This is a genomic window from Mycobacterium sp. 1245111.1 (assembly GCF_001673405.1).
GTDB lineage: Bacteria > Actinomycetota > Actinomycetes > Mycobacteriales > Mycobacteriaceae > Mycobacterium.
The window spans coordinates 16,476-37,370 of the sequence record NZ_LZLV01000020.1; the positions used below are offsets into that span (position 1 = coordinate 16,476).

Sequence of the window (20,895 nt, forward strand, 5' to 3'; positions counted from 1 at the left end):
TGGTTCCACGAGGTAGGCGTCGTATTGGTTCAAAGACGAGGCAACAGCCCGGGTTAGCGGCGACGAATCCGGCGGACCGCCAGAGCGAGCGTCAGCGCCGCGACCCCGGCCAGTGAGATCGCCACCGCTGGCTTTTTGACGAACCCGATCGCCCGCGCCTTGGCGTCGTCCGCGAGGCGGCGGGGGTTGGCCCGCACAGCCAACGAGTCGACGGTCGAGGCGAGCTGGTCGCGAGCCTTGTCGATCTCCTGCTTGATGGTGTCGGGATCGCGCTCCGCCACTCTCGTCCTCCCTGTCGTCGGCGCACCCAGACCAGGCTCGGTCTAGGTTGGTGCCTGCCGACCTACCCTAGTTCAGAAAGGCAGCTCCGTGACCGACACCGTGCGCCTCGCGCCGGGCGACAAAGCGCCCGCCTTCACCCTTCCCGACGCCGACGGCAACAAGGTGTCCCTGGCCGACTACAAAGGCCGCCGCGTGATCGTGTACTTCTATCCGGCTGCGTCCACGCCCGGCTGCACCAAGCAGGCCTGCGACTTTCGCGACAGTCTGAGCGAACTCAACGGCGCCGGCCTCGACGTGGTCGGCGTCTCCCCCGACAAGCCGGAGAAGCTGGCCAAGTTCCGTGACGCCGAGGGCCTGACGTTTCCGCTGCTGTCCGATCCCGAACGTAAGGTGCTGACCGCCTACGGCGCCTACGGCGAGAAGAAGATGTACGGCAAGACCGTCCAGGGCGTCATTCGTTCGACGTTCGTCGTCGACGAAAAGGGCAAGGTTGAGGTGGCGCAGTACAACGTCAAGGCCACTGGACACGTCGCCAAGCTGCGGCGCGACCTGTCCGTGTAAGCCGCTGGACACCGCGCCGGGGCGGCTATTCCTCGACGCAGGCGAACAGCTCCCACTCGCCCGGTAGGCCTTTCAGAGCGTGTGTGCCACGAGGCTCGAACACAAAACCCGCGTTGCCCGCCAGTGCTCGCGTGGTGGTCGACACCAGGATCTCGTTGGCCGCTGACACGCTCAGAATCCGCGCCGCTTCGTGCACCGCGACGCCGCGCACGTCGTTGCCCACCACATCCACTTCGCCGACGTGCACGCTGGCACGGACCTGCAGACCTTCCCGACCGGCGGCCCGGCCCACCGCTGCCGCACACCGTAATGCCGCGGCCGGTCCATCGAAGGTCGCAAGCAGCCCGTCCCCAGTCGTGTTGACCTCGTAGCCATGGTGGCGCTCCAACGCCACCCGAGTCGCCTCATAGTGCGCGGAGAGCACGTCTCTCCAGGCGCGGTCGCCCAACCGTTTCGCCATGGCTGTCGAGTCGACCAGGTCGGTGAACATCAGCGTCACCAGCGCCCGGGTCTGTGCGCCCAACAGCCGGAATCCCGCGAAGGCGCGCAGTCCCGACCACTCGATCTGGACGCACGGCTCGTCCCCGACCGTGTATCCGTCGTGACCCGGCGGGATCTCGAACACGTCGTTGGGTCCGAACTGGAGCGTGGTCCCGTCGCGCAAAACGACCTCGAAACGGCCCGACAACACGACCCCCACGTGGCGCGCCTCGCACCAGTCCCCGCCGACGTGTGGACGGACGTGCGTGGACCAACGCCAACCCGGCTGAGTCACGATCTGCCCCACCGTCAGGTCGCCGACGTCAACCTGGTGGACCGTGATCCCGGGAAACTCGAGGGTATCGTCCGGGCTCATCAGGTTCTTCACTCGAACCTCGCCCATGAAAAGTGCACTTTAATGCGCTGGGGTGGCGGACATGGGGTGCTTCGCCATTCCCGATCAACCGAGGTTGGCCAGTAGCAGTGCCTCGGCGGTCGCCGCCCGTTCGAGCACGCCCAGATCGAGGCTTTCGTTGATGCTGTGCGCCTGCGTCGAGGGGTCCTCCACACCGGTGACCAGAATCGCCGCCTTCGGGAACGCCGCCGCGAACGCGGCGATGAACGGGATCGAGCCACCCATGCCCATGTCGACCGGGTCGGTCCCCCAGGCCTGCCGGAACGCCGCCCGCGCCGCGTCGTAGGCCGGCCCAGTGACGTCGATCGCGTACGGCTGACCGATCTCGCCGAGTGTCACCGTGACGTGTGCGCCCCACGGCACGTGCTGCTCCAGATGCGCCCGAAGTGCTTCCAGGTGCTCGACGGCGTCGCCGCCCGGCGCGACCCGCATGCTCACCTTCGCTTTCGCGCGCGGAATCAAGGTATTCGACGACGCCGCAATGGAAGTCGTGTCAATCCCGATCACCGTGATCGCCGGCCTGGCCCACAAGCGTTGCGGCACCGAGCCCGAACCGATTTCGCTCACCCCGTCCAGCAGTCCTGATTCTGCGCGGACCCGGTCGGCGGGGTAATCGACTGCCGCGGCGGCGCTTTCGTGCAGGCCGGCGACCGCGACGTTGCCGTCGTCGTCATGCAAGCTGGCCAGCAGACGCACCAGCACCGACAGCACGTCCGGCACCACGCCACCCCACAGCCCGGAGTGCAGGCCGTGGTCGAGGGTGGCCACCTCGACCACACAATCGACCAGCCCGCGCAGCGACACCGTCAACGCCGGCACCTCGGTGCTCCAGTTGTCCGAATCGGCAATGACGATCACGTCGGCCTTGAGCGCCTCCCGATGGGCGGCCAGTAGCCGGCCCAGCGACGGCGAACCCGATTCTTCCTCACCTTCGACGAATACCGTCACGCCGACGGGCGGCTTGCCATTGTGCGCCCGAAACGCCGCCAAATGCGTTGCGATACCGGCCTTGTCGTCGGCACTGCCGCGACCGTAGAGTCGCCCATTGCGTTCGGTGGGCTCGAAGGGTGGCGACGTCCACTGGTCGGGATCACCTTCGGGCTGCACGTCGTGGTGGGCGTACAGCAGCACGGTTGGCGCTCCGGCCGGCGCGGGATGGCGGGCGATGACGGCGGGTGCGCCGCCCTCGCTGACGATCCGCACGTCGCCAAAACCGGCCTGCGACAACAGGTCTGCGGTAGCTTGGGCGCTTCGGTGCACCTGGTCGCGCCGGGCCGGGTCGGCCCACACCGACTGGATGCGGACCAGGTTCTCCAAATCGTCGCGCACCGACGGCAGCAACTCGCGGACGCGTGCGACCAGATCGCTCATGGTCTCGAGGCTAGTCGCTGCGTGCAGCGCCCCACCATGGCGCGAGCGTGCACAAAATGCCAGGCTAGGGCATTTCCAGGATCGCCACCGCAGCCGCGGTGTCGGCCTCGTGTGTCAACGACACGTGGATCGTGAAGTCCTTGAGATGCTTGGCGATATCACCGGTCAGACGCACCCGCGGTCGACCCCACATGTCGGTGACCACCTCGATGTCGCGGTGGATGTCTTCGCGCAGCACCGGCCGCTGCGAGAACCGCGAACCGGACCAGGCCTTGATCACGGCCTCCTTGGCCGCCCACCGGGCCGCGAGGTGGCGCGCCGCCGACGAACTCTTGTCCGAGGCGTCACGACGCTCACCTGGGGTGAAGGTTTCGGCGAAGACCGTTCCGGGCTGGTCGACCTGCTCGGCGAATTCAGTAATGGAGACAAGGTCTATCCCCACTCCGACGATGCTCATTGGGAGAAACCTAGCGGACTGCCACCGGGGGTGCTCAAAGGCGGTATTGGTCGTCGTCGCCCAACCGCGCCGCGGCGTTGAGCAGCATCGCCGCTTCCTGCCGCTTCTCGGATACTTCGTGGTCGAAACGACGATCGGCGGGCCGCTCGTACATCGGGCGGCCACCGGCGATCGCCGACGCCAGTCGGCGCTGGCCGGCCAGCAGGCGCGCGTCGGCCCGTCGCTGGTAGTCCGCGCGCTGCTCGGCATCCAGCGTGGCCATGAAGGCCTCCGGGTGCACCAACGCGACCAGACCGGACACGTGCCCGAACCCGAGGCTGGTCACCAAACCGGCCTTCAACGGGAACTTCTCCCCGAGCCGCAGGGTCTCGCGAACCCAGACGAAGTGCGCCGAGTCGGCGAGTTCCTCGTCGACACAGTCCAGGCTGCGGTTCGGCGGAATCACGCCGTCGCGCAGGATCTGGCACAGACCCATCATCTGGAAGACCGCCGCGCCACCCTTCGCGTGCCCGGTGAGGCTCTTCTGCGACACGATGAACAGCGGTGCCCCATCGGACCGGCCAATCGAATCGGCCAGTCGCTCATGCATTTCGGTCTCGTTAGGGTCGTTGGCCAGCGTCGAGGTGTCGTGCTTGGAGATCACCGCGATGTCGTCGGCGCCGACGCCCAGCTTGGCCAGCGCCCGGGCCAGCGGCGAGTCCTTGCCACCGCGGCCGGCACCCAACGCACCCAGGCCGGGGGCCGGAATCGAGGTGTGCACACCGTCGGCGAACGACTGCGCGTAGCCGACTACCGCCAGCACCGGCAGACCCATCTTCAGAGCGAGGTCGCCGCGGGCCAACAGGATCGTCCCACCGCCCTGGGCTTCCAGGAAGCCGAGGCGGCGACGGTCGTTGGGCCGGGAAAACTTCGAGTCGCTGATGCCCCTGCCCCGCATCATGCCGGTGTCCGCCGTGGCAGCCATGTCGCCGAAGCCGATGATGGCCTCCAGCGTCAGGTCGTCGAATCCACCGGTGACCACGAGTTCGGCTTTGCCGAGGCGGATCTTGTCCATGCCCTCCTCGACCGACACTGCCGCGGTGGCGCAGGCGCCGACCGGGTGGATCATCGCGCCGTAGCTACCGACGTAGGACTGAATCACGTGCGCGGCAACGACGTTCGGCAGGACTTCCTGCAGGATGTCGTTCGGCTTGTTCCGGCCGAGCAGGTTGCCGTGATACATGGTCTGCATCGACGTCATACCGCCCATCCCGGTGCCCTGGGTGCTGGCCACCAGGCCGGGGTGCACCCAACGCATCAACTCGGTCGGGGTGAAACCGGACGACAGGAACGCGTCGACGGTCGCGACGATGTTCCACAGCGCCACCCGATCGACCGAGCTGGCCATGTCCTGGCTGATGCCGAACACCGTCGGGTCGAACCCGGTCGGGATCTGCGCGCCGACGGTCCGCGACAGCTTGGTCTTGCGCGGAACCCGAATCTCGGTGCCCGCCTTGCGGGTAACCTCCCAGTCGCTGGAGCCCGGGACCGGCCGGACCACGGTGTGCTCGGCGTCGAACTGGGCGAATCCCCGGGCGTCGGCCTCCGAGGAGACGACGAACGTGAAGTCCTTGTCCAGGAAGACGCTCACCATGAGCGGCGAGGCGTGGTCGGGGTCGATCGCGCCGTCGTCGACGAACTCGCGGATACCCACCCGCTCGACCACGACGTCGTGGTAGCGCTCGACCAGCTCGGCCTCGTCGACCAGATCCCCGGATGCGGTGTCGTACCAGCCCGGCGTCGGGTCTTCTTCCCACTTGATCAGCCCAGTGGTCCAAGCCAATTCGAGGACACCGGCGGCCGACAGCTCGTTGTCGACCTCCATCTCGAAGCGGGTCCGCGACGAGCCGTACGGGCCGAGTTCGGCGCCACCGACGATGACCACCAACTCCGACGGGTCGACGTCGAGGCGGTCCCACGCCGGCGGCGGCGCGGGCTTGAAGCCCCGCGGCGGCGACGGCAGCGCGGCGATCGTGCCCTCGTCGGCGGTGTCATCGTCGGCGGCCGCCTCGGACGTCATCTCCTCGCGGGCCTTGGCGGCCAGTTCGGCCATGTCGATCTCCACGTCGCCGAGACCGCCGGTGAAGTCTACCTTGATCGGAGCGGTCGCGGCGGCCGCGCGGGACTCGATGCTGCAGAGCCCGAGCAGCATGTCGGCCATCTCGTCGGTGGAATACGTTGTCACACCGGCTTCCTCGACGGCGGTGACGATGGCGTCGTTGTGGCCCATCAGCCCTGTGCCGCGGGTCCAGCCGATCAACGCATGCGCCAGGCTGACGCGCTGCGCCCACGACGACTCGGCTCCCCAACGGGTGACCACGGCGTCGAGCGCCGACTTGGCCTCACCGTAGGCGCCGTCGCCACCGAACATGCCGCGGTTGGGCGAGCCCGGCAGCACCACGTGCAGCCTCGAGGCGATATCGCGCTCGGCGCCGATCTTCGACAGGCCACCGATCAGTCGCTGCACCGCCCACAGCAACACCTTCATTTCCATCTCCGAGCGCGAGCCGGCCTCGGACAGGTCGCCGACCACACGCGGCGCCGCGAACGGGAACAGCAGCGTCGGGACCTGAGCGTCCTTAATGTGAATCGACTGCGGCCCAAGGCTTTCGGACTGCTCGTTACCGATCCACTCCGCGAGTGCGTCGATGTCGGAGTAGGACGCCATGTTGGCCGCCACCACCCACAACGTGGCACCGAAGCGAGCGTGGTCGCGATAGAGGTTGCGGTAGAACGCCAGCCGGTCGTCGTCGAGCTTCGACGTCGTGGCGATCACGGTGGCACCGCCGTCGAGCAGCTTGGCGACCACCGACGCGGCGATCGAGCCCTTCGACGCGCCGGTCACCACGGCGACTTCGGCGTGGTACGGACCGTTGTCCGGGTTCTCCGCGCCGGCCGCGATCCGGCCGTACAGCGATGCATGGATCTGACGTCCGGCGGCCAAAGCCCTGCCCTGCCACCAGGTCGCCTGCGTGGCGACGACGTGACCGGCGCCCTCGAAGCGCTCCGAGAGCCGCGCCCAGTCGGCGTTGGCTTCGTCTTCGTCGATCAGCCACAGCTTGACCAGATCCTCGCGGGCGCTGGCCCACCGGTCGTCGAACACGACGGCCTTCTTGCCGTCGAACGTCGGTGCCACCAATCGCGGCCAGTCCGAACCGAGTTCGGTGGTGACCAGGTCGATCAGCTCGGCGTCGGTGGCGGCCGGCGGCACGCTGACCTTTTCGTCGAGCCCCAGTTGGCCAAGCACCAGGCGCGCCGCCGAGGCGAGCACACCGTCGCGGCCGGTGATCTGGTCGGTGAATTCGCTCAGCGCGGCGGCGTCGACCGTCGCACCGCCGCCACCACCGCTCGACGGCAGCGCAACCGCGATGCCCCGGCGGGCCGCCACGGACGTGACAGCGGCGTCGATGACGCTGTCGACCGCGGCGGCATCCGCCAGCGCACCTTCGTGAAGGTTGCCCAGCGAGCCGCCACGGACGCTGGTGCCCTCACGAGTTCCGAGTGCCACCTCGACGGTGACGTGCTTGACCCAGCCATCGCCGAGCTCCCAGGTCTTGGTCACCCGTTCGGCGATCGCAGCGGGCCGCTTACCGGACGGGCCGAGGACCGTGCGCAGCTGGTCGTTGATCGCGTCGGAAAGCACTGGGCCGTAAGGCTTGTAGGTGCGGGCCAACTTGGTCACCTGCGCCCGCAGCCCGGCCAGGTCGGCTTCGGCGGCGCCGTCGATCGCGCCGAGGTTCAGCTCCGAACCCAGGTCGACCAGCAGCTGGTTGCGTCGCGACGAGGCGCCGTCGGTGATGGACTCGATGGAGTCCAGCTCCTCGATCTGGTCGATGCGCATCTTGGCCGACAGCGCGATCAGGGCCAGCGTCGCGTCGGCGGCGTCGAAGCCGATGTCGTCGGGGCGCGGGGCACCTGACGGCGCGACCGGAGCCGCCGGCGCGGCGGCGGCAGCTTCAGCGGCAGGGGCACTGCCCGATTCGCCAGCCGGCGCCTCGTCGACGATGTCCTCGGGCTCGGGGTCGGTGTCGGTGGCGAACAGCACCGCGGCGTCGCGCTCGGCGTTGAGCACTTCCACTGTGCTGTGGGCATATTCGGGCAACTTAAGCGTGTTGGTGGCCAGCCCGGCGACGGTCGGCGCCGACTTCACGCCGATTTCGACGAACCGCTCCACACCCAGACCGCCGGCCGCCTCTTCGGTGAACAGCAGGTCCTGGGTCTCGATCCAGCGCACCGGGCTGGCGAACTGCCAGGCCAGCAGCTCGATGAACACCGTGCGGGCCATGTCGAACGGGCGCTCGTTACGCCAGTAGTCGTAGTTCTCGAGGATCTCGTCGAGCGGCTCGGCCGGTACCAGGTCGCGGATCTCCTGGACGAAGTCACGGTCGAGGCTGAACGGCCGCGGGACCAGGTTCGGAATGTAACGCCCGATGATGACCTTGGGATCCTTGTTGCGGGGCATGACACGGTCCAAGGAGCGTCGGAATTCGGCGACGCCGACCCGCAGCACCTCGGAGTGGAACGGCACGTCGATACCCGGCACCAGGATGAAAGACCGTTTGCCGCCGGAGATTTCGCGTCGGCGCTCCACCTCGGCCTCGAGTTCTTCCAGACCGCGGACGGTGCCGGCGATCGCGTACTGCGAGCCACGCAGGTTGAAGTTCACGATCTGCAGGAACTCACCGGTGCGCTGGGAGATCTCTTCGACGAACGCCAGCACGTCGGCGTCGTCGAGATCGATCTGCGACGGCCGGATCGCGGCCAGCCGGTAGTTTGACCGGCCCAGCTCGTCGCGCGGCACGATGTCGTGCATGTTGGAGCCGCGCTGAAACACCGTCTCCAGCAACGCTTCCAGGCCGTAGATGTCACTCACACAGGCCAACGCGGTGTATTCACCGACGGAGTGCCCGCAAGCGATCGCGTCCTCGACGAACGCGCCCTGCTCGCGCATCTCGGCGACTTGCGCACTCGCCACTGTCGCCATCGCGACCTGGGTGAACTGCGTCAGGTAGAGCACGCCCTCGGGGTGCTGGTAGTGCACGCCGCTGGCGATCAAGCTGGTCGGGTTGTCCCGCACCACATGCAGGATCGAGAACCCCAGCGTCTCACGGGTGTACTTGTCGGCGTCGTCCCAGACCTTGCGGGCGGCCTTGGACCGGGCCCGGACCTCCATGCCCATGCCCTTGTGCTGGATGCCCTGGCCGGGGAACGCGTAGACGGTCTTGGGCGCGGCCAGTCGGGCCGTCGCCGACATCACCAGATCTGACCCGATGCGGGCAGCAATCTCCAAAACCTCGGCGCCCTGGTCGATTCCGACCCGGTCGACGCGGAAGTCGACCTCGTCGCCCGGCTTCACCATGCCCAGGAAGCGAGCGGTCCAGCCGATCAGCCGGGCCGGTGGCCGGGCCTGGCCGTCAGTCGCGGTAACCACGTGCTGCGCGGCGGCCGAGAGCCACATGCCGTGCACGATCGGCCCTTCAAGACCGGCCAGCAGCGCGGCGGCCCGGTCGGTGTGGATCGGGTTGTGGTCACCGGAGACCACTGCGAACGGCCGCATGTCGACCGGCGCGGTGAGCGTGACGTCGCGACGGCGACGCCGGGGCGTTTCGGTGGCGTTCTCGGACACCGCGCCTCCGGCCCGCGACGGGTCGGTCAACTCGGCGGCCCCGGTGCGGCCACGGATCGCGAACCGCTCCTCCATCGTGGCGAGCACGGTGCGGTCGGCGTCGGCAACCGTCACCGAGATCGGGACGACCCTGCCGACTTCGGTGTCGATGGCCACCGAAGCCGTTGCGGTAACGGTTAATTCGGCCGGCACCTTCGGTAGGGCGGCAAGCAGGTGGGCGGCGTGGTCCAGGTGCACCAGGCTCAGCAGGCCCTCCACGACGGGGACGCCGGCACCGGTAACAGCGGACCCGATGGCGGCGAAGACGGCCGGCCAGCAGCGGCCGACGAGGGCGTCGGGCACGGTGGTCAGGGTCGGCGCCAGCGGCTCACCGAAGATCGCGGTGACACCGGTGTGGTCGGCGACCCGCTCGGGGTCCCATTGCACGGTCACGGTCGCGGTGCCGTTGTGCACCCGGGGCAGTGCCTCGGGGCTGTCCGCGCCGGCGGCGATCGCCAGCACCGAACGCATCGCCTCGATCGCGTCCTTGGGGCGGATCACCGGAATTCCGCCGTCAATTGTGTTGGGGGGCAAGCTGAATCTGATATCGATCCACACGCCGGCGATCGGCACGCTGAGCACAACCTGGTCGTCCTCGACGACCAGGCGCGACCCGGTCGACGAGTGCGTGGCTTGCGGCACTTCGGGTCCGTCGTGCACCTGCCAGTCGGCGGGGTCGGCGATGCGGTGAACCGGGTTGGTCGCAACGCGGCCGGCCCACAGCACGTCGGGCGCGTCGAGCACGGTGGCCAGCGGCCCCCGCACGTCGATGCGACCCTGCCGGCGCGCGGTGACCGGTGTCGGGGTGGCGCCGGCGGCGACCACATCGTCGATCGCGGCCTGCTCGAAGCGGTCCAGCAGCTCTCCGACGGGCTCGTTGAGCCGGGTGATGCCGGCGACCGCAGCGGTGCCGGGGATGATGCAGACCTGGTCGGCGTCGTAACGGGCATCGTGGGCCTGCCACAGCGAATCGCTGCGCCACCAACGGCGTACGTCCTTGTCGATCACCGGCACGAAGTTCACCGGCTTGCCCGGCGTCTTGCACTGCGTGACGAAGAACGGCACGTCGGCCGGATGCAGTTGCACGGTCGCGGCGTCCGGGTAGCGAGCGAGCAGCGCGGCGATCGCCTCGTCAGGACGCTCCAGCAGATCGGGGTCGGCGAACAGCGTCTGGATCGGCCCGGAGTCCTGTGGGTGCAGCCGTGCCTCGGCGCGCTTCAACATCTGCTCGAATCGTTCGACCCAGGTGTCGGCCAGCCACGGGCTGCCCGGCGCCGCGGTGTCCGCTGTGCTGTCGCCGTCGCCGATGGCCAACTCGACATAGCGCTGCAGCCACTGCAGGTAGGTCATTTCGCCGACGTCGCCGAAGTACGGCTTGGCGGTGTTGGCCATCGCCGCGATGATCTCGTCGCGGCGCGCGGCGACCGCGTCGGCGTCACCGGCGACCTCGTCGAGCAGCCGGCCGCACCGGGAGGCGGTGTTGTCGATCTCGTGGATGTCGGCGCCGAGCTGACTGCGGCCAGATGCCATGCCGCCCTGGGCTTTTCCGGCGCCAACCCACTGGTCGGTGCCCTGGATGTCGACCAGCATCTGCTTGACCGACGGCGACGTGGTGGCTTCCAGCGTGGCCATCGCGGCGGTGCCGACCAGGATGCCGTCGACCGGCATCAGCGGGAAGCCGTACGACTGGGCCCAGCGGCCGGACAGGTACTCGGCCGCCTGCTCGGGCGTACCGATGCCGCCGCCGACGCAGACCGTGATGTTCGGCCGTGACCGGATTTCCGAGTATGTGGCCAGCAGCAGATCGTCGAGGTCTTCCCACGAGTGGTGACCGCCCGCGCGTCCGCCCTCGACGTGCATGATGACCGGCTTGGTCGGCACTTCGGTGGCGATGCGGATGACCGAGCGGATCTGCTCGACGGTGCCTGGCTTGAACACCACGTGCGAGATGCCGATCTCGTTGAGCTCGTCGATCAGGTCGACGGCCTCTTCCAGTTCGGGGATGCCGGCGCTGACGACCACACCGTCGATGGCCGCGCCGGACTGACGGGCCTTCTGCACCAACCGCTTTCCGCCGACCTGCAGCTTCCACAGGTAGGGGTCGAGGAACAGCGAGTTGAACTGGTACGTGCGTCCGGGTTCGAGCAGCCCGGCAAGCTCCTCGATGCGGTCGTTGAAAATCGGTTCGGTGACCTGTCCGCCGCCGGCGAGCTCGGACCAGTGGCCCGCATTGGCCGCCGCGGCGACGATCTTGGCGTCGACGGTGGTCGGGGTCATGCCTGCCAGCAGGATCGGCGACCGGCCGGTGAGCCGGGTGAACTTCGTCGAGAGCTTGACCCGCCCGTCGGGCAGGGCGACCACCGACGGCGCATAGGTCGACCACGGCCGGGCCACCTCGGGCACGGCGCCGATGGTGAACAGGTTGCGCTGACCACCACGGGTCGCCGCCGGCACGATACCGACCCCGAGTCCGCGGATGACCGGGGCCGTTAGCCGGGTCAGGATGTCGCCGGGGCCCAGGTCGAGAATCCAGCGGGCGCCGGCCTCGTGGACGCCGATCACCTCGTCGACCCAGTCGACCGGCTGGACCAGGATCGCCTCGGCCATCGCGCGGGACAGCTCGACGTCGATGCCCACCTTTTCGGCCCATTCGCCGACGATGTCGATGCTGTCGGCCAGCCGCGGCGTGTGGAAGCCGACCTCGACCTGAACCGCGTCGAAGACCGGTGCGAAGACGTCGCCGCCGCGGATCTTGTTCTTACGGTCGGCTTCTTCCTTCTCCGAGATCTGCTTGCAGTAGAGCTCGAAGCGGGACAGCTGCTCGGGGGTGCCCGTGATGACGACCGAGCGCCGGCCGTTGCGGATCGACAGGACCGGCGGCAGCACGGTACGGACGTCTTGGGAGAAGTCTTCGAGGAGCCGGTAGATGCGCTCCGGGTCGGCGTTGCTGACCGACACCATCGGCGAACGATCACCCAGCACCGAGATTCCGCGGCGGCGTGCCACCAGCGTGCCGGCCGCGCCGATCAGTTGCGCCATCGCCAGCAGCTCGATGTCTCGCGCGCCCGCCGCCTTGAGGGCCTCGACGCCCAGGATGCCCTGCGAGTGCCCGACGACGGCCACGGGCGGCGTAGCCAGCAGGTCCATGCCCTGCCGGGCCAGGGTACGAACGGCGGCGATCTGCGTGAGGAGGACGCCGGGCAGCGAGACCGCCGCCGAGGTCAGGTGCTTTTCCGACGGAACCGGGTCTTCGGCGGCCAGTGCGCGGACCCAGCGCAGCGGCTCGAAGCCGATCGGGCGCACGACGACGAGCTCATCGGCCACCGGCTCGAGCAGCAGGTCCACCTCACCGGCGAGCGTCGCCAGCTCGGATTCGATACCGGACGACGACACCAGCTCTTCCAGCGTCTCCAGCCACGCGCCGCCCTGGCCGCCGAAGGCGACCGCGTAGGCCTCGCCGGCGGTCAGACGATCGACCAGAGCGTGGTCCGCGGCGATTCCGTCGCGGTCAGCGGACACTCGATGGTGCTCATAGATCGTCACGTGTGTATCTCCCTAAAAGCGGTCGTCCGCCTACGTGCCAGAGCCGCGCTGCCCCGCAAATACCGTCAAGAACCCGACCTGCCCCCGGGTGCAACCCGGCCGTGGCTTGGCCAACCCGGCTGTCGCGGGTCGCGCCAAAAGGGCGTCATCGGCTGCACTAAGAGTGTCATAAGAAATTGGGAGGTTTCCGGGGGAAATTGGTTACTGGTGAGTTCTACGCGCGAGTAATGGTGGGCTGGGTAACACTCCGCTCTAGGGGCATTCGTAGTGCCCGGACCAAACCTGCTGCGTGCGGGCGGTTACGGTCGAGTAGCTATAACTGCGCAGATCAAGGCAGTATTGTTATCTAATCGTTATCTAGAAATTTTGCACGATATCGTGCGTCTCGGTCCGAGGCGGATGAGCCGGCGCGGTGCGACTGTTGAGAATCCGTCCGATGGCGGCGCCGGGAGGAGTTTGCTGGCAACTTACTCCGGAGTCAGCTCCGGCCCAGGATTTCCGCGGTTCGGGCATGACCCAGCGACTCGTAGCCCGCGACCACGGCAGCCGGCGCGGCCGTGACAACCAGCAGGCACAGCGAAGTCGAGGCCCCCGCCGCCGCGAGGGCGATCGCGGCGCCCAGCAACGCGAGCGTGATCAGCACAACGACGGCGTAGACGCCATCCCACGTGCGGGTCAGCAGCAGGTAGGTCCCGTACACCGCGGCGATGTAGACCCCCACCGGAGTCGCGACGGCCAGCACGGTGGCTACCGGATCCATCACCGACCGATGCTCGATGAAGTCCGCCGCGGCGTGCAGGCCGGCGCCAGTGGCGACGATCGATCCGAACACCGCGATATGCAGGTACCCGTAACCGAACGACCGGTCGCGGTGGCTGTGCAGCAGCTGGGCCGCCGGCACCACGAAGTAGACCCACCACATGCCGAAGGTCAGTCCGGTCCCCGCGATCGCCACCACGGCGGCGTCAGTGGTCCAACCGTGCTCGGCGACCATCGCCGACAGCGAAGCCACGGTCCCGACCACGCCCTCGCCCAGCGCGATGATCGTCAGCAGGCCATTGCGTTCGGCGACGTGGTGCGCGTGCCAGGGCGTCCCGCCCATCCGCTTCTCCGCGATCAGCGGACCGCTCAGCTCGATCGCGATCATCACCGCGAACAATACGAACGTGACGCCCACCGAACTGTTGACGATCGCGATCGCGACCCACCCGACCTGCGCGATCGTGATGGTGGCCGCGTAAGTCAGGCACGCGGGCTTGCGGGCCGGATCTTGCGCGGCGGCGCGCAACCACTGGATCACCATGGCTACCCGCATCACCACATAACCGGCGACCAGGACCCGATTGTCGACATGGGCGCCGGCGGCGATCGACGAAAACACCTGCGGAATCCCCAGCGCGAGCACCAGGACGCCGACCATCTGCAGCATCGTCGTCATCCGGTACACCCAGTCGTCGGTGTCGTAGGCCGAGGCGAACCAGCTGAAATTGATCCACGCCCAGCACACCGCGAACGTGGCGAAAGCGAAGCTGGCCAACCCGGGCTCGAGGTGGCCCGAGGACAACGCGTGGGCGAATTGCGAGGCCGCGACGCCGAAGGCGATCACAAAGGTCAGGTCGAACAGCAGCTCGAGTGGAGTCGCGACCCGATGTGGTTCGTGCGGATCGCGGCCCGACATTCGGCGCAGCCGGTGCGCGCGGGCCAGGTGATGGTAATGGCCGCCGGGTTCGCTCACGCGACCATTTTGCCCCGGTCTCAATTGGGTGTCCGCTTTGCACCAGGACCGTTAACAGGGGGCCGCACTCTGTACCATCTCCCCATGCCGCTGGTCATTGGAGCGACGGCCGCCGAGTTCAATATCGTGCGGCAGCTCGGATACGAGGAGTTCGGCGAACTCTACGTCGCCGAGCATCCGCGGCTCCCCCGGCAGCAGGTACTGCACCTGATCCCCGCCGAAACATCGATCGACCTGGATTACCGTCAGCGGTTCTACCAGGAGTCCGATCTGGCCGCCCCACTCTGGCATCCGAACATCGCCGGACTCACCGACCGCGGCGAGTTCGAAGACCAGCTGTGGATCTCCTCGGAGTACGTCGACGGCATCGACGTGGCCGAGTTACTCGGCGAGGGCCACCTCGAGGGCATGCCGCCGCGGATGGTGATCGAGATCGTCTCCGCGATCGCCGACGCCCTGGACTACGCACACGACGCCGGCGTACTGCATCGCCACGTCAATCCCGGCCACATCGTGGTCAGCAAATCGCCCGCCGACCGACGGCGAATTGTGTTGACCGGCTTCGGCGTAGCTCGACCCGAGGGCGCCCACAACACCCTGACCCGCGCCGGGATGTTCATCGGAACCGCCGGCTATACCGCCCCCGAGCAGCTGATGGGTGACGAACTCGACGGCCGCGCCGACCAATACTCCTTGGCGGCCACCGCTTTCCATCTCCTTACCGGAGCGCCGCCATTCGCGCATTTCAATCCGTCGGTGGTGGTCAACAGGCAGCTCAACGATCGCGCCCCTCGGCCGAGCGAGATCCGGCCGGACCTGACCGACTTCGACGCGATCTTCGCCCGCGCGCTGTCGAAGGACCCGGTCGACAGATTCCGGCGCTGTCGCGACTTCGCCAAGGCGCTCGAATCGACCGGCGGAACCCGCTCGCACATCCGCGCCACGTCGGAGGTCCGGGCGGCATCCATCTTCCGCGAGTCCACCAACGGCGAGACGAACGGCGCGGCCAAGGGCGATACCGCGGCGACCGAGGTGACGCCCACAGCCGCTGCCGTGGCGGCGCCCGAGACGAATCACCACACCCTCGCGGCTACTCCAGATATGGTGTCGCACAACGGCGTCCACCAGGCCACGCCGGTCGATGCGCCCTCGGCATCCGACGAGCCCGATGAGTTCGACGACTACGACGACGAGGACGACTACGACGAATCGGCCGAAGCCCGCAGACGCCGACTGCGCCACTCGGCCGCGATCGCCGGGGTGATCGCCGTCGTACTCATTGCGTGGTTCGCCGGGATCAAGGCTCTGCGCTCGGCCTCTCAATCGAACGAGACACCGGCCCCTGTCGAGACCACGTCCACTGAACCGACGTGGTCCCCGGTGTTCGCGCCGCCGCCGGTCGTCGCTCCCCCTCCGCCGGTGGCTCCCCCGCCCCCCGTCGTCACCAAGCCGACTCCCACGACGGCCGTGCCGTCGACTACCAAGGCCGCACCGACCACCACCGCGAACGCACAGACGACGGCGCCGGAGACCACTGTGCAGAAGCCGAAGCCGGCAACCACGACAACGCCGACCGGCCTGGATACCCGGCCCGCAATCGGCATGCCTTGCGGCGCTGAGGGTTCGGCCGCCATCTCCAACTCGGGCGGTCCGGTGACGTGCGTCAGCACCCCGGGCGGATCCGCCTGGGAAGCACCAGGGACACCGCCCAGCGGCGGATAACCCGTTCGGTCAGCTTTCGGCCGACAGCACCGCGATCAGCGCCTCGGCGACATCACGACCGTCGCAGGACAACCCAGTGAGGTTGTCCTGCAGCAGCTTTCGCGCCTGCAATCGGCTGCCGGAGGCGAGCAGGGGGCGCAGTTGATCGGCGAGCTCCGCGCCGTCGGTAGCCGACGCCAGCACGTCGATCAGCTCCCAATCCCGGTACAGCGCCAGCGATCGCTCGTAGAACGCGAAGCCGTTGACCGGTTCGCCACGCATGGTCCCGTGGTAGCGATACGGTCCTTCCATGTACTCGATCGGTAGCCCGTGGGCCGGCGCCGGCACCAGCGGCTCCCCGGTGAGATCCAATTCCAGTGCTGCGCTGCGTAACCGATGCAGGTTGGGCATGAACCGGTTCGGAGCCGGCGGCCGGACCAGTGGCCGAACCGAGTTGGGCCAGCGCACGTAACTGTTCACCGTCACCTCGACGTCTTCGGCGCATTCCGGAGCCTTCGACGGGTCGGGATAGCTCACCGTCGCGCCCGTAAACGGTTGCAGCGCATTGCCGTCCGTTCGGTCGAACTGATGCCAGATGCTCATGTCGACGCCGTTGTCCAAGTTGATCGTGCGCCATTCGTGCGACCTGGCCCGCGGGTCCCCGTCGGTTCCGCCGCCGCCGGCGTACTTCGGGAACCACTGCCGATCGACGTGTCCCGCACTACCGCTGACCACTTCGCGTTGCTCGCCCCAGCGCAGCGTTCCGTTCATGACCATGCCGGTTTGGAAGTAGGAGTAGGTGCCGGGCTGGCCGAAGCAGGAGATCACGCCGTGGTAGGTGTCTGCGCCGACGGGTACGGGCGCGCGGGTGGGTGTCACGTCGAGGTTTAGTTCCATCGGCCGACCGGCATGATCGGTGCCGCGCAGGCTGACCCGGTAGGCGTAGGGCACCAGTTCGCCGTCGTGGTCCCGGCACGCCGTCCACGCCACCGGACCGGCGTCGCTGTCGTAACGGATGTCGAGGCAGCCCGCGGCCATCGTCATCTTCGGTTGTGCGCCCGGTTGCATGTTTTTCGGCGGCATGTCGTAGTCGGTGTAGGTGCCGTATTCGCCGGTGTCGCAATCGAATAACGCCATCGTGTAGAAGTCGGCGACGACGGTGCCGCCCGGGCGGTTCTTGTTGAAGATGGTCAGGTACGCGAAGGTGCGACCGGTGGCGCTGGTCAGTTCGCCGGCGATGAACCAGGTGTCAGACTCCTGGTCGTCGTGCACGCCTTCGGCCTCGGGGAAGTCCAGCGCACGGTCGTTGTCGACTAAACGGAATGGGTATTTGCGCCAGTCAGTGTTCATCTCACGCCTCTGCGATTGGGATCGAAACCAGACTTCCCGGCTTTTTTGCTATGTTAGCATCAATAGCGAAGTTGCCATCGCCTTGTCGAAGGTCGTGCCCCATGCCGGAAACCCGTGACCACCGTTGCTACGACCAGCTTTTCATCGGAGGGCGATGGCGTGATCCGTCCACCGATGAGCGGCTGACGGTCATCTCCCCGCACACCGAAACCTCGATCGGCGACGTCCCCGCGGCGACTCCGGCCGACGTCGACGACGCGGTCGCCGCCGCTCGGCACGCCTTCGACCACGGCCCGTGGCCGCGGCTGGACCCGCAGGAACGCATGCGCAAGGTCGAACAACTTGCGACCATCTACGGTGGCCACCTCGACGAGATGGCAGACCTGATCACCGACGAGATGGGCTCCCCGCGCAGTTTCAGCCGACTGGGCCAGGCCGCCGCGGCGGTGTCGATGATCCATCTCACCCTCGGGGTGGCTCGCGACTTCCCCTGGACCGAGCGGCGTAACGGCGTGCTTGGCGAAGTACATCTGCATCGGGCGCCGGTCGGTGTGGTCGCGGCGATCGTGCCCTGGAATGTGCCGCAGTTCCTGATCATGCCGAAGCTGATCCCCGCGCTGATCGCCGGTTGTCCCGTCATCGTGAAGCCCGCGCCCGAAACGCCTTTCGACGCTTTGTGGTTGGCCGAGATGATCGAGCAGTTGGACCTGCCCGAAGGAGTGGTCTCGGTGCTGCCCGGCGGCACCGACGTCGGCGAGGCGCTGGTGCGCCATCCCGGCGTGGACAAGGTCTCGTTCACCGGGTCGAGCGCTGTCGGACGCCGCATCGCCGCGCTGTGCGGCGAACAGCTCAAGCGGGTGAGCCTGGAACTAGGCGGCAAGTCGGCCGCGATCATTCTCGACGACGCCGACATCGGCAAGACGGTCCGGGAGTTGAAGTCCGCGAGCCTGATGAACAACGGGCAGGCCTGTGTGGCGCAGACCCGCATCCTGGTCAGTGAGCGACGACACGACGAAGTCGTCGACGCGCTCGCCGAGATGATGTCGGGTCTGCAGGTCGGCGACCCGACCGATGAAGCCACCGATGTCGGCCCCCTGGTCGCTCAGCGCCAGCAAGCGCGAGTGCAGGACTTCATCCGGTCCGGCGTCAAGGAGGGCGCCCGGATGGTCCTCGGTGGCGAGGACGCACCCCACAGCCAGGGTTGGTATGTGCGGCCGACGTTGTTCACCGATGTCACCAACGACATGCGAATCGCGCGCGAGGAAATCTTCGGCCCGGTGCTGAGCGTGCTGACCTACCGCGACGAGGCCGACGCCGTCCGGATCGCCAACGACAGCGACTACGGGCTGGCGGGGTCGGTGTGGACCGCCGACATCGCGCACGGCCTCGAGGTCGCCGCCAGTGTGCGGGCCGGGACCTACGGCATCAACATGTACACGCTCGACATCGGTAGCCCATTCGGCGGTTTCAAGCACTCCGGCATCGGCCGCGAGTTCGGACCGGAGGGTCTGCACGAGTACGTCGAGTTGCAGTCGGTGATCAGTAAGGGCACGATGCCGCCGCTGTCCAGCTGATCTACCCGGCCGCGCGGCTCGGCCGGTCTTGAAGTACTGGTGTCGCGGCGGACAGGATGTCGTCCCGATTGCCGTTGAGCGGCGGGTAGATTCGTTCGGTGTTGATGGTGCGTTTGGTGGCCTTGGCCTGCCGGCCTTGCGCGACGACGTGGCGGTCCCATCCTTCGGTGTACACCGCGCCCGCGGGCCCGAGGTCGAGAACCGTAACATACCAAGGGATCTGAAGCACCAGCATCGGCTCACACAGTAGATCGCCGACCACGTTGTGGCCGGCGTATCGGCCCATGGGTCTGCCGTGCTGACATGACATCACCGACATGTGGTCGCCGTCCACGTGCAGGGCCGCGACGTCGCCCGCCGCGAACACACCGGGCACCCCGACCACGCGCAGATACTCGTCGACCGGCAATCGGCCGAGATGATCACAGTGGATGCCGAACTGCGCGGTGAGCGGATTGGCCCGCATGCCCGCACACCAGATCACCGTGCGGGTAGCGATGGTTTCGCCGCCGGTCAGCCTGATTGCCTCGGCACTGACGGCGGCTACGCCTGTCCCAGTACGGGTTTCGACGCCGTTATCCGCCAGTGCTCGCTCGATCACCGGCCGCGCGTACTCCCCCATGTCGGAGCCAACCGATGGGTTGCGGTCGACGAGCAGCACCCGCACCGACGCGCGCGCGAGCCGGCCGGGCAGTTCGCACGCGGTCTCGATACCGGTCAAGCCCGCGCCGACGACCACGACCGTGTCGCTGGCCGCGTCGGCAGGGCCGTCGGCCAGCGCCGCAAGATGGCGGCTCAGCTTCATCGCGCCGTCGAACGTGTCGACGTCGAAACCGAATTCGGCCAAGCCGGCGATGTCGGGCTTGACCAACTCGCTACCCAGGGCGACGACCAGCCGGTCGTAGGTAGTCGATCCGGTCGAGTGGGTTACGGTGCGGGTAGCCGGATCGATCGCGGTGACGTCCGCTGCGACGTGGTCGACACCGACGGGCCCGAGGATGTCGCGTAACGGCAGGCGACTCGGTGCCAGGTCGGCCTCGTAGTTGCGTACGCGGATGTCATGGAACGGCTGTGAGCTGATCATCGTCACCCCGACTTCGCCTGGGGGGACATCGAGTTCGTCGAGGCGCCGTGCGGCACCTAGGGCCGCCCACAGCCCCGCGAATCCCGAGCCGAGCACCACGATCTCCCTAGGGGTCACTACGGCCACCAGTCGGGGTTACGACCCAGCCGGGCAAGAAGTTTCGACTGCACGTCGCTCTGCATACCCACCGCGACGGGAACATCGAACATCCCAGCGCCGGTGAGTGCGCCGGGGTCGTCAGGTAGCGCCGCGTAGAACGACTCACACCAGTGGGCATCCAGCCGGTCGTCGGCACCCACCGCCCGGGCCAGATCCCAGGTGTGCACCAGCACGTCCCGGGTCACGTTCGGCAACATCGCGGTGGCGTCCGGGCCGATATCGAGTTCGAAGGCTCTTTCCAGCTGGCAGTAGGTCAACTCCCACCGGCGCTGCGGGTCGTCGCGGGGGCGATCGGGCTTGAGCCCCAGCGGTCGTAGCAACAGCACGTCGTGAAAACCGATGACGTGTTCGAGGACAGCCCGGGCATCCCACCCGGCACACGGCGACGGGCGCTCCCATTTCCCCGTTGCCGCGCGGACCGCCTCGCCGAATCTCCGGCACACCGCTAGATGTCGCTCGCCCACGTTATCGGCCACGGC

The 20,895-nt window shown here is 67.8% G+C and carries 12 protein-coding genes; 3 read left to right on the forward strand and 9 right to left on the reverse strand.

Features of this window, described 5'->3' with window-relative positions:
- Positions 1-53 precede the first annotated feature (53 nt).
- Entirely contained in the window at positions 54-281 is a 228-nt protein-coding gene (locus A5658_RS03885; protein ID WP_067331358.1) for a DUF3618 domain-containing protein, read from the reverse strand.
- Positions 282-369: 88 nt separating this feature from the next.
- Here A5658_RS03885 and bcp point away from each other — a divergent pair, with 88 nt between their 5' ends.
- Positions 370-843 carry a thioredoxin-dependent thiol peroxidase gene (gene bcp / locus A5658_RS03890; protein ID WP_067331361.1) on the forward strand — a complete coding sequence of 158 codons (474 nt, stop codon included), beginning with the start codon at positions 370-372 and terminating at the stop codon, positions 841-843.
- 25 nt (positions 844-868) lie between these two features.
- Here bcp and A5658_RS03895 read toward each other — a convergent pair whose 3' ends face one another.
- The 5 genes from A5658_RS03895 to A5658_RS03915 form a co-directional block, all read right to left on the reverse strand.
- Entirely contained in the window at positions 869-1,726 is an 858-nt protein-coding gene (locus A5658_RS03895; RefSeq protein WP_067331363.1) for an adenylate/guanylate cyclase domain-containing protein, read from the reverse strand.
- A 57-nt stretch (positions 1,727-1,783) separates the two neighbouring features.
- Complete coding sequence (locus A5658_RS03900; protein ID WP_067331365.1) at positions 1,784-3,109, reverse strand: dipeptidase; 1,326 nt, start codon at positions 3,107-3,109, stop codon at positions 1,784-1,786.
- Positions 3,110-3,173: 64 nt separating this feature from the next.
- Complete coding sequence (locus A5658_RS03905) at positions 3,174-3,566, reverse strand: holo-ACP synthase (RefSeq protein WP_067331367.1); 393 nt, start codon at positions 3,564-3,566, stop codon at positions 3,174-3,176.
- 34 nt (positions 3,567-3,600) lie between these two features.
- Positions 3,601-12,813 (reverse strand): type I polyketide synthase, encoded by a 9,213-nt coding sequence (locus tag A5658_RS03910; RefSeq protein ID WP_067331369.1) that lies wholly within the window; start codon positions 12,811-12,813, stop codon positions 3,601-3,603.
- Positions 12,814-13,291: 478 nt separating this feature from the next.
- Positions 13,292-14,491: a low temperature requirement protein A gene (locus A5658_RS03915; protein WP_067331601.1), complete on the reverse strand. Its 1,200-nt coding sequence runs from the start codon at positions 14,489-14,491 to the stop codon at positions 13,292-13,294.
- A gap of 141 nt (positions 14,492-14,632) precedes the next feature.
- Here A5658_RS03915 and A5658_RS03920 point away from each other — a divergent pair, with 141 nt between their 5' ends.
- Positions 14,633-16,270, forward strand: a complete 1,638-nt coding sequence (locus A5658_RS03920) for a serine/threonine-protein kinase (protein ID WP_067331371.1) — start codon at positions 14,633-14,635, stop codon at positions 16,268-16,270.
- Positions 16,271-16,279: 9 nt separating this feature from the next.
- Here the strand turns inward: A5658_RS03920 and A5658_RS03925 are convergent, their stop codons facing one another.
- Entirely contained in the window at positions 16,280-17,599 is a 1,320-nt protein-coding gene (locus tag A5658_RS03925; protein WP_067331374.1) for a lipocalin-like domain-containing protein, read from the reverse strand.
- A gap of 101 nt (positions 17,600-17,700) precedes the next feature.
- Here A5658_RS03925 and A5658_RS03930 point away from each other — a divergent pair, with 101 nt between their 5' ends.
- Positions 17,701-19,173 (forward strand): aldehyde dehydrogenase, encoded by a 1,473-nt coding sequence (locus A5658_RS03930; RefSeq protein ID WP_067331376.1) that lies wholly within the window; start codon positions 17,701-17,703, stop codon positions 19,171-19,173.
- 1 nt (position 19,174) lies between these two features.
- Here the strand turns inward: A5658_RS03930 and A5658_RS03935 are convergent, their stop codons facing one another.
- Positions 19,175-20,383 (reverse strand): NAD(P)/FAD-dependent oxidoreductase, encoded by a 1,209-nt coding sequence (locus A5658_RS03935; protein ID WP_369830478.1) that lies wholly within the window; start codon positions 20,381-20,383, stop codon positions 19,175-19,177.
- Positions 20,374-20,892 carry a maleylpyruvate isomerase family mycothiol-dependent enzyme gene (locus A5658_RS03940; RefSeq protein WP_067331378.1) on the reverse strand — a complete coding sequence of 173 codons (519 nt, stop codon included), beginning with the start codon at positions 20,890-20,892 and terminating at the stop codon, positions 20,374-20,376. The genes A5658_RS03935 and A5658_RS03940 overlap by 10 nt, the downstream gene beginning before the upstream one ends.
- Positions 20,893-20,895: the final 3 nt, after the last annotated feature.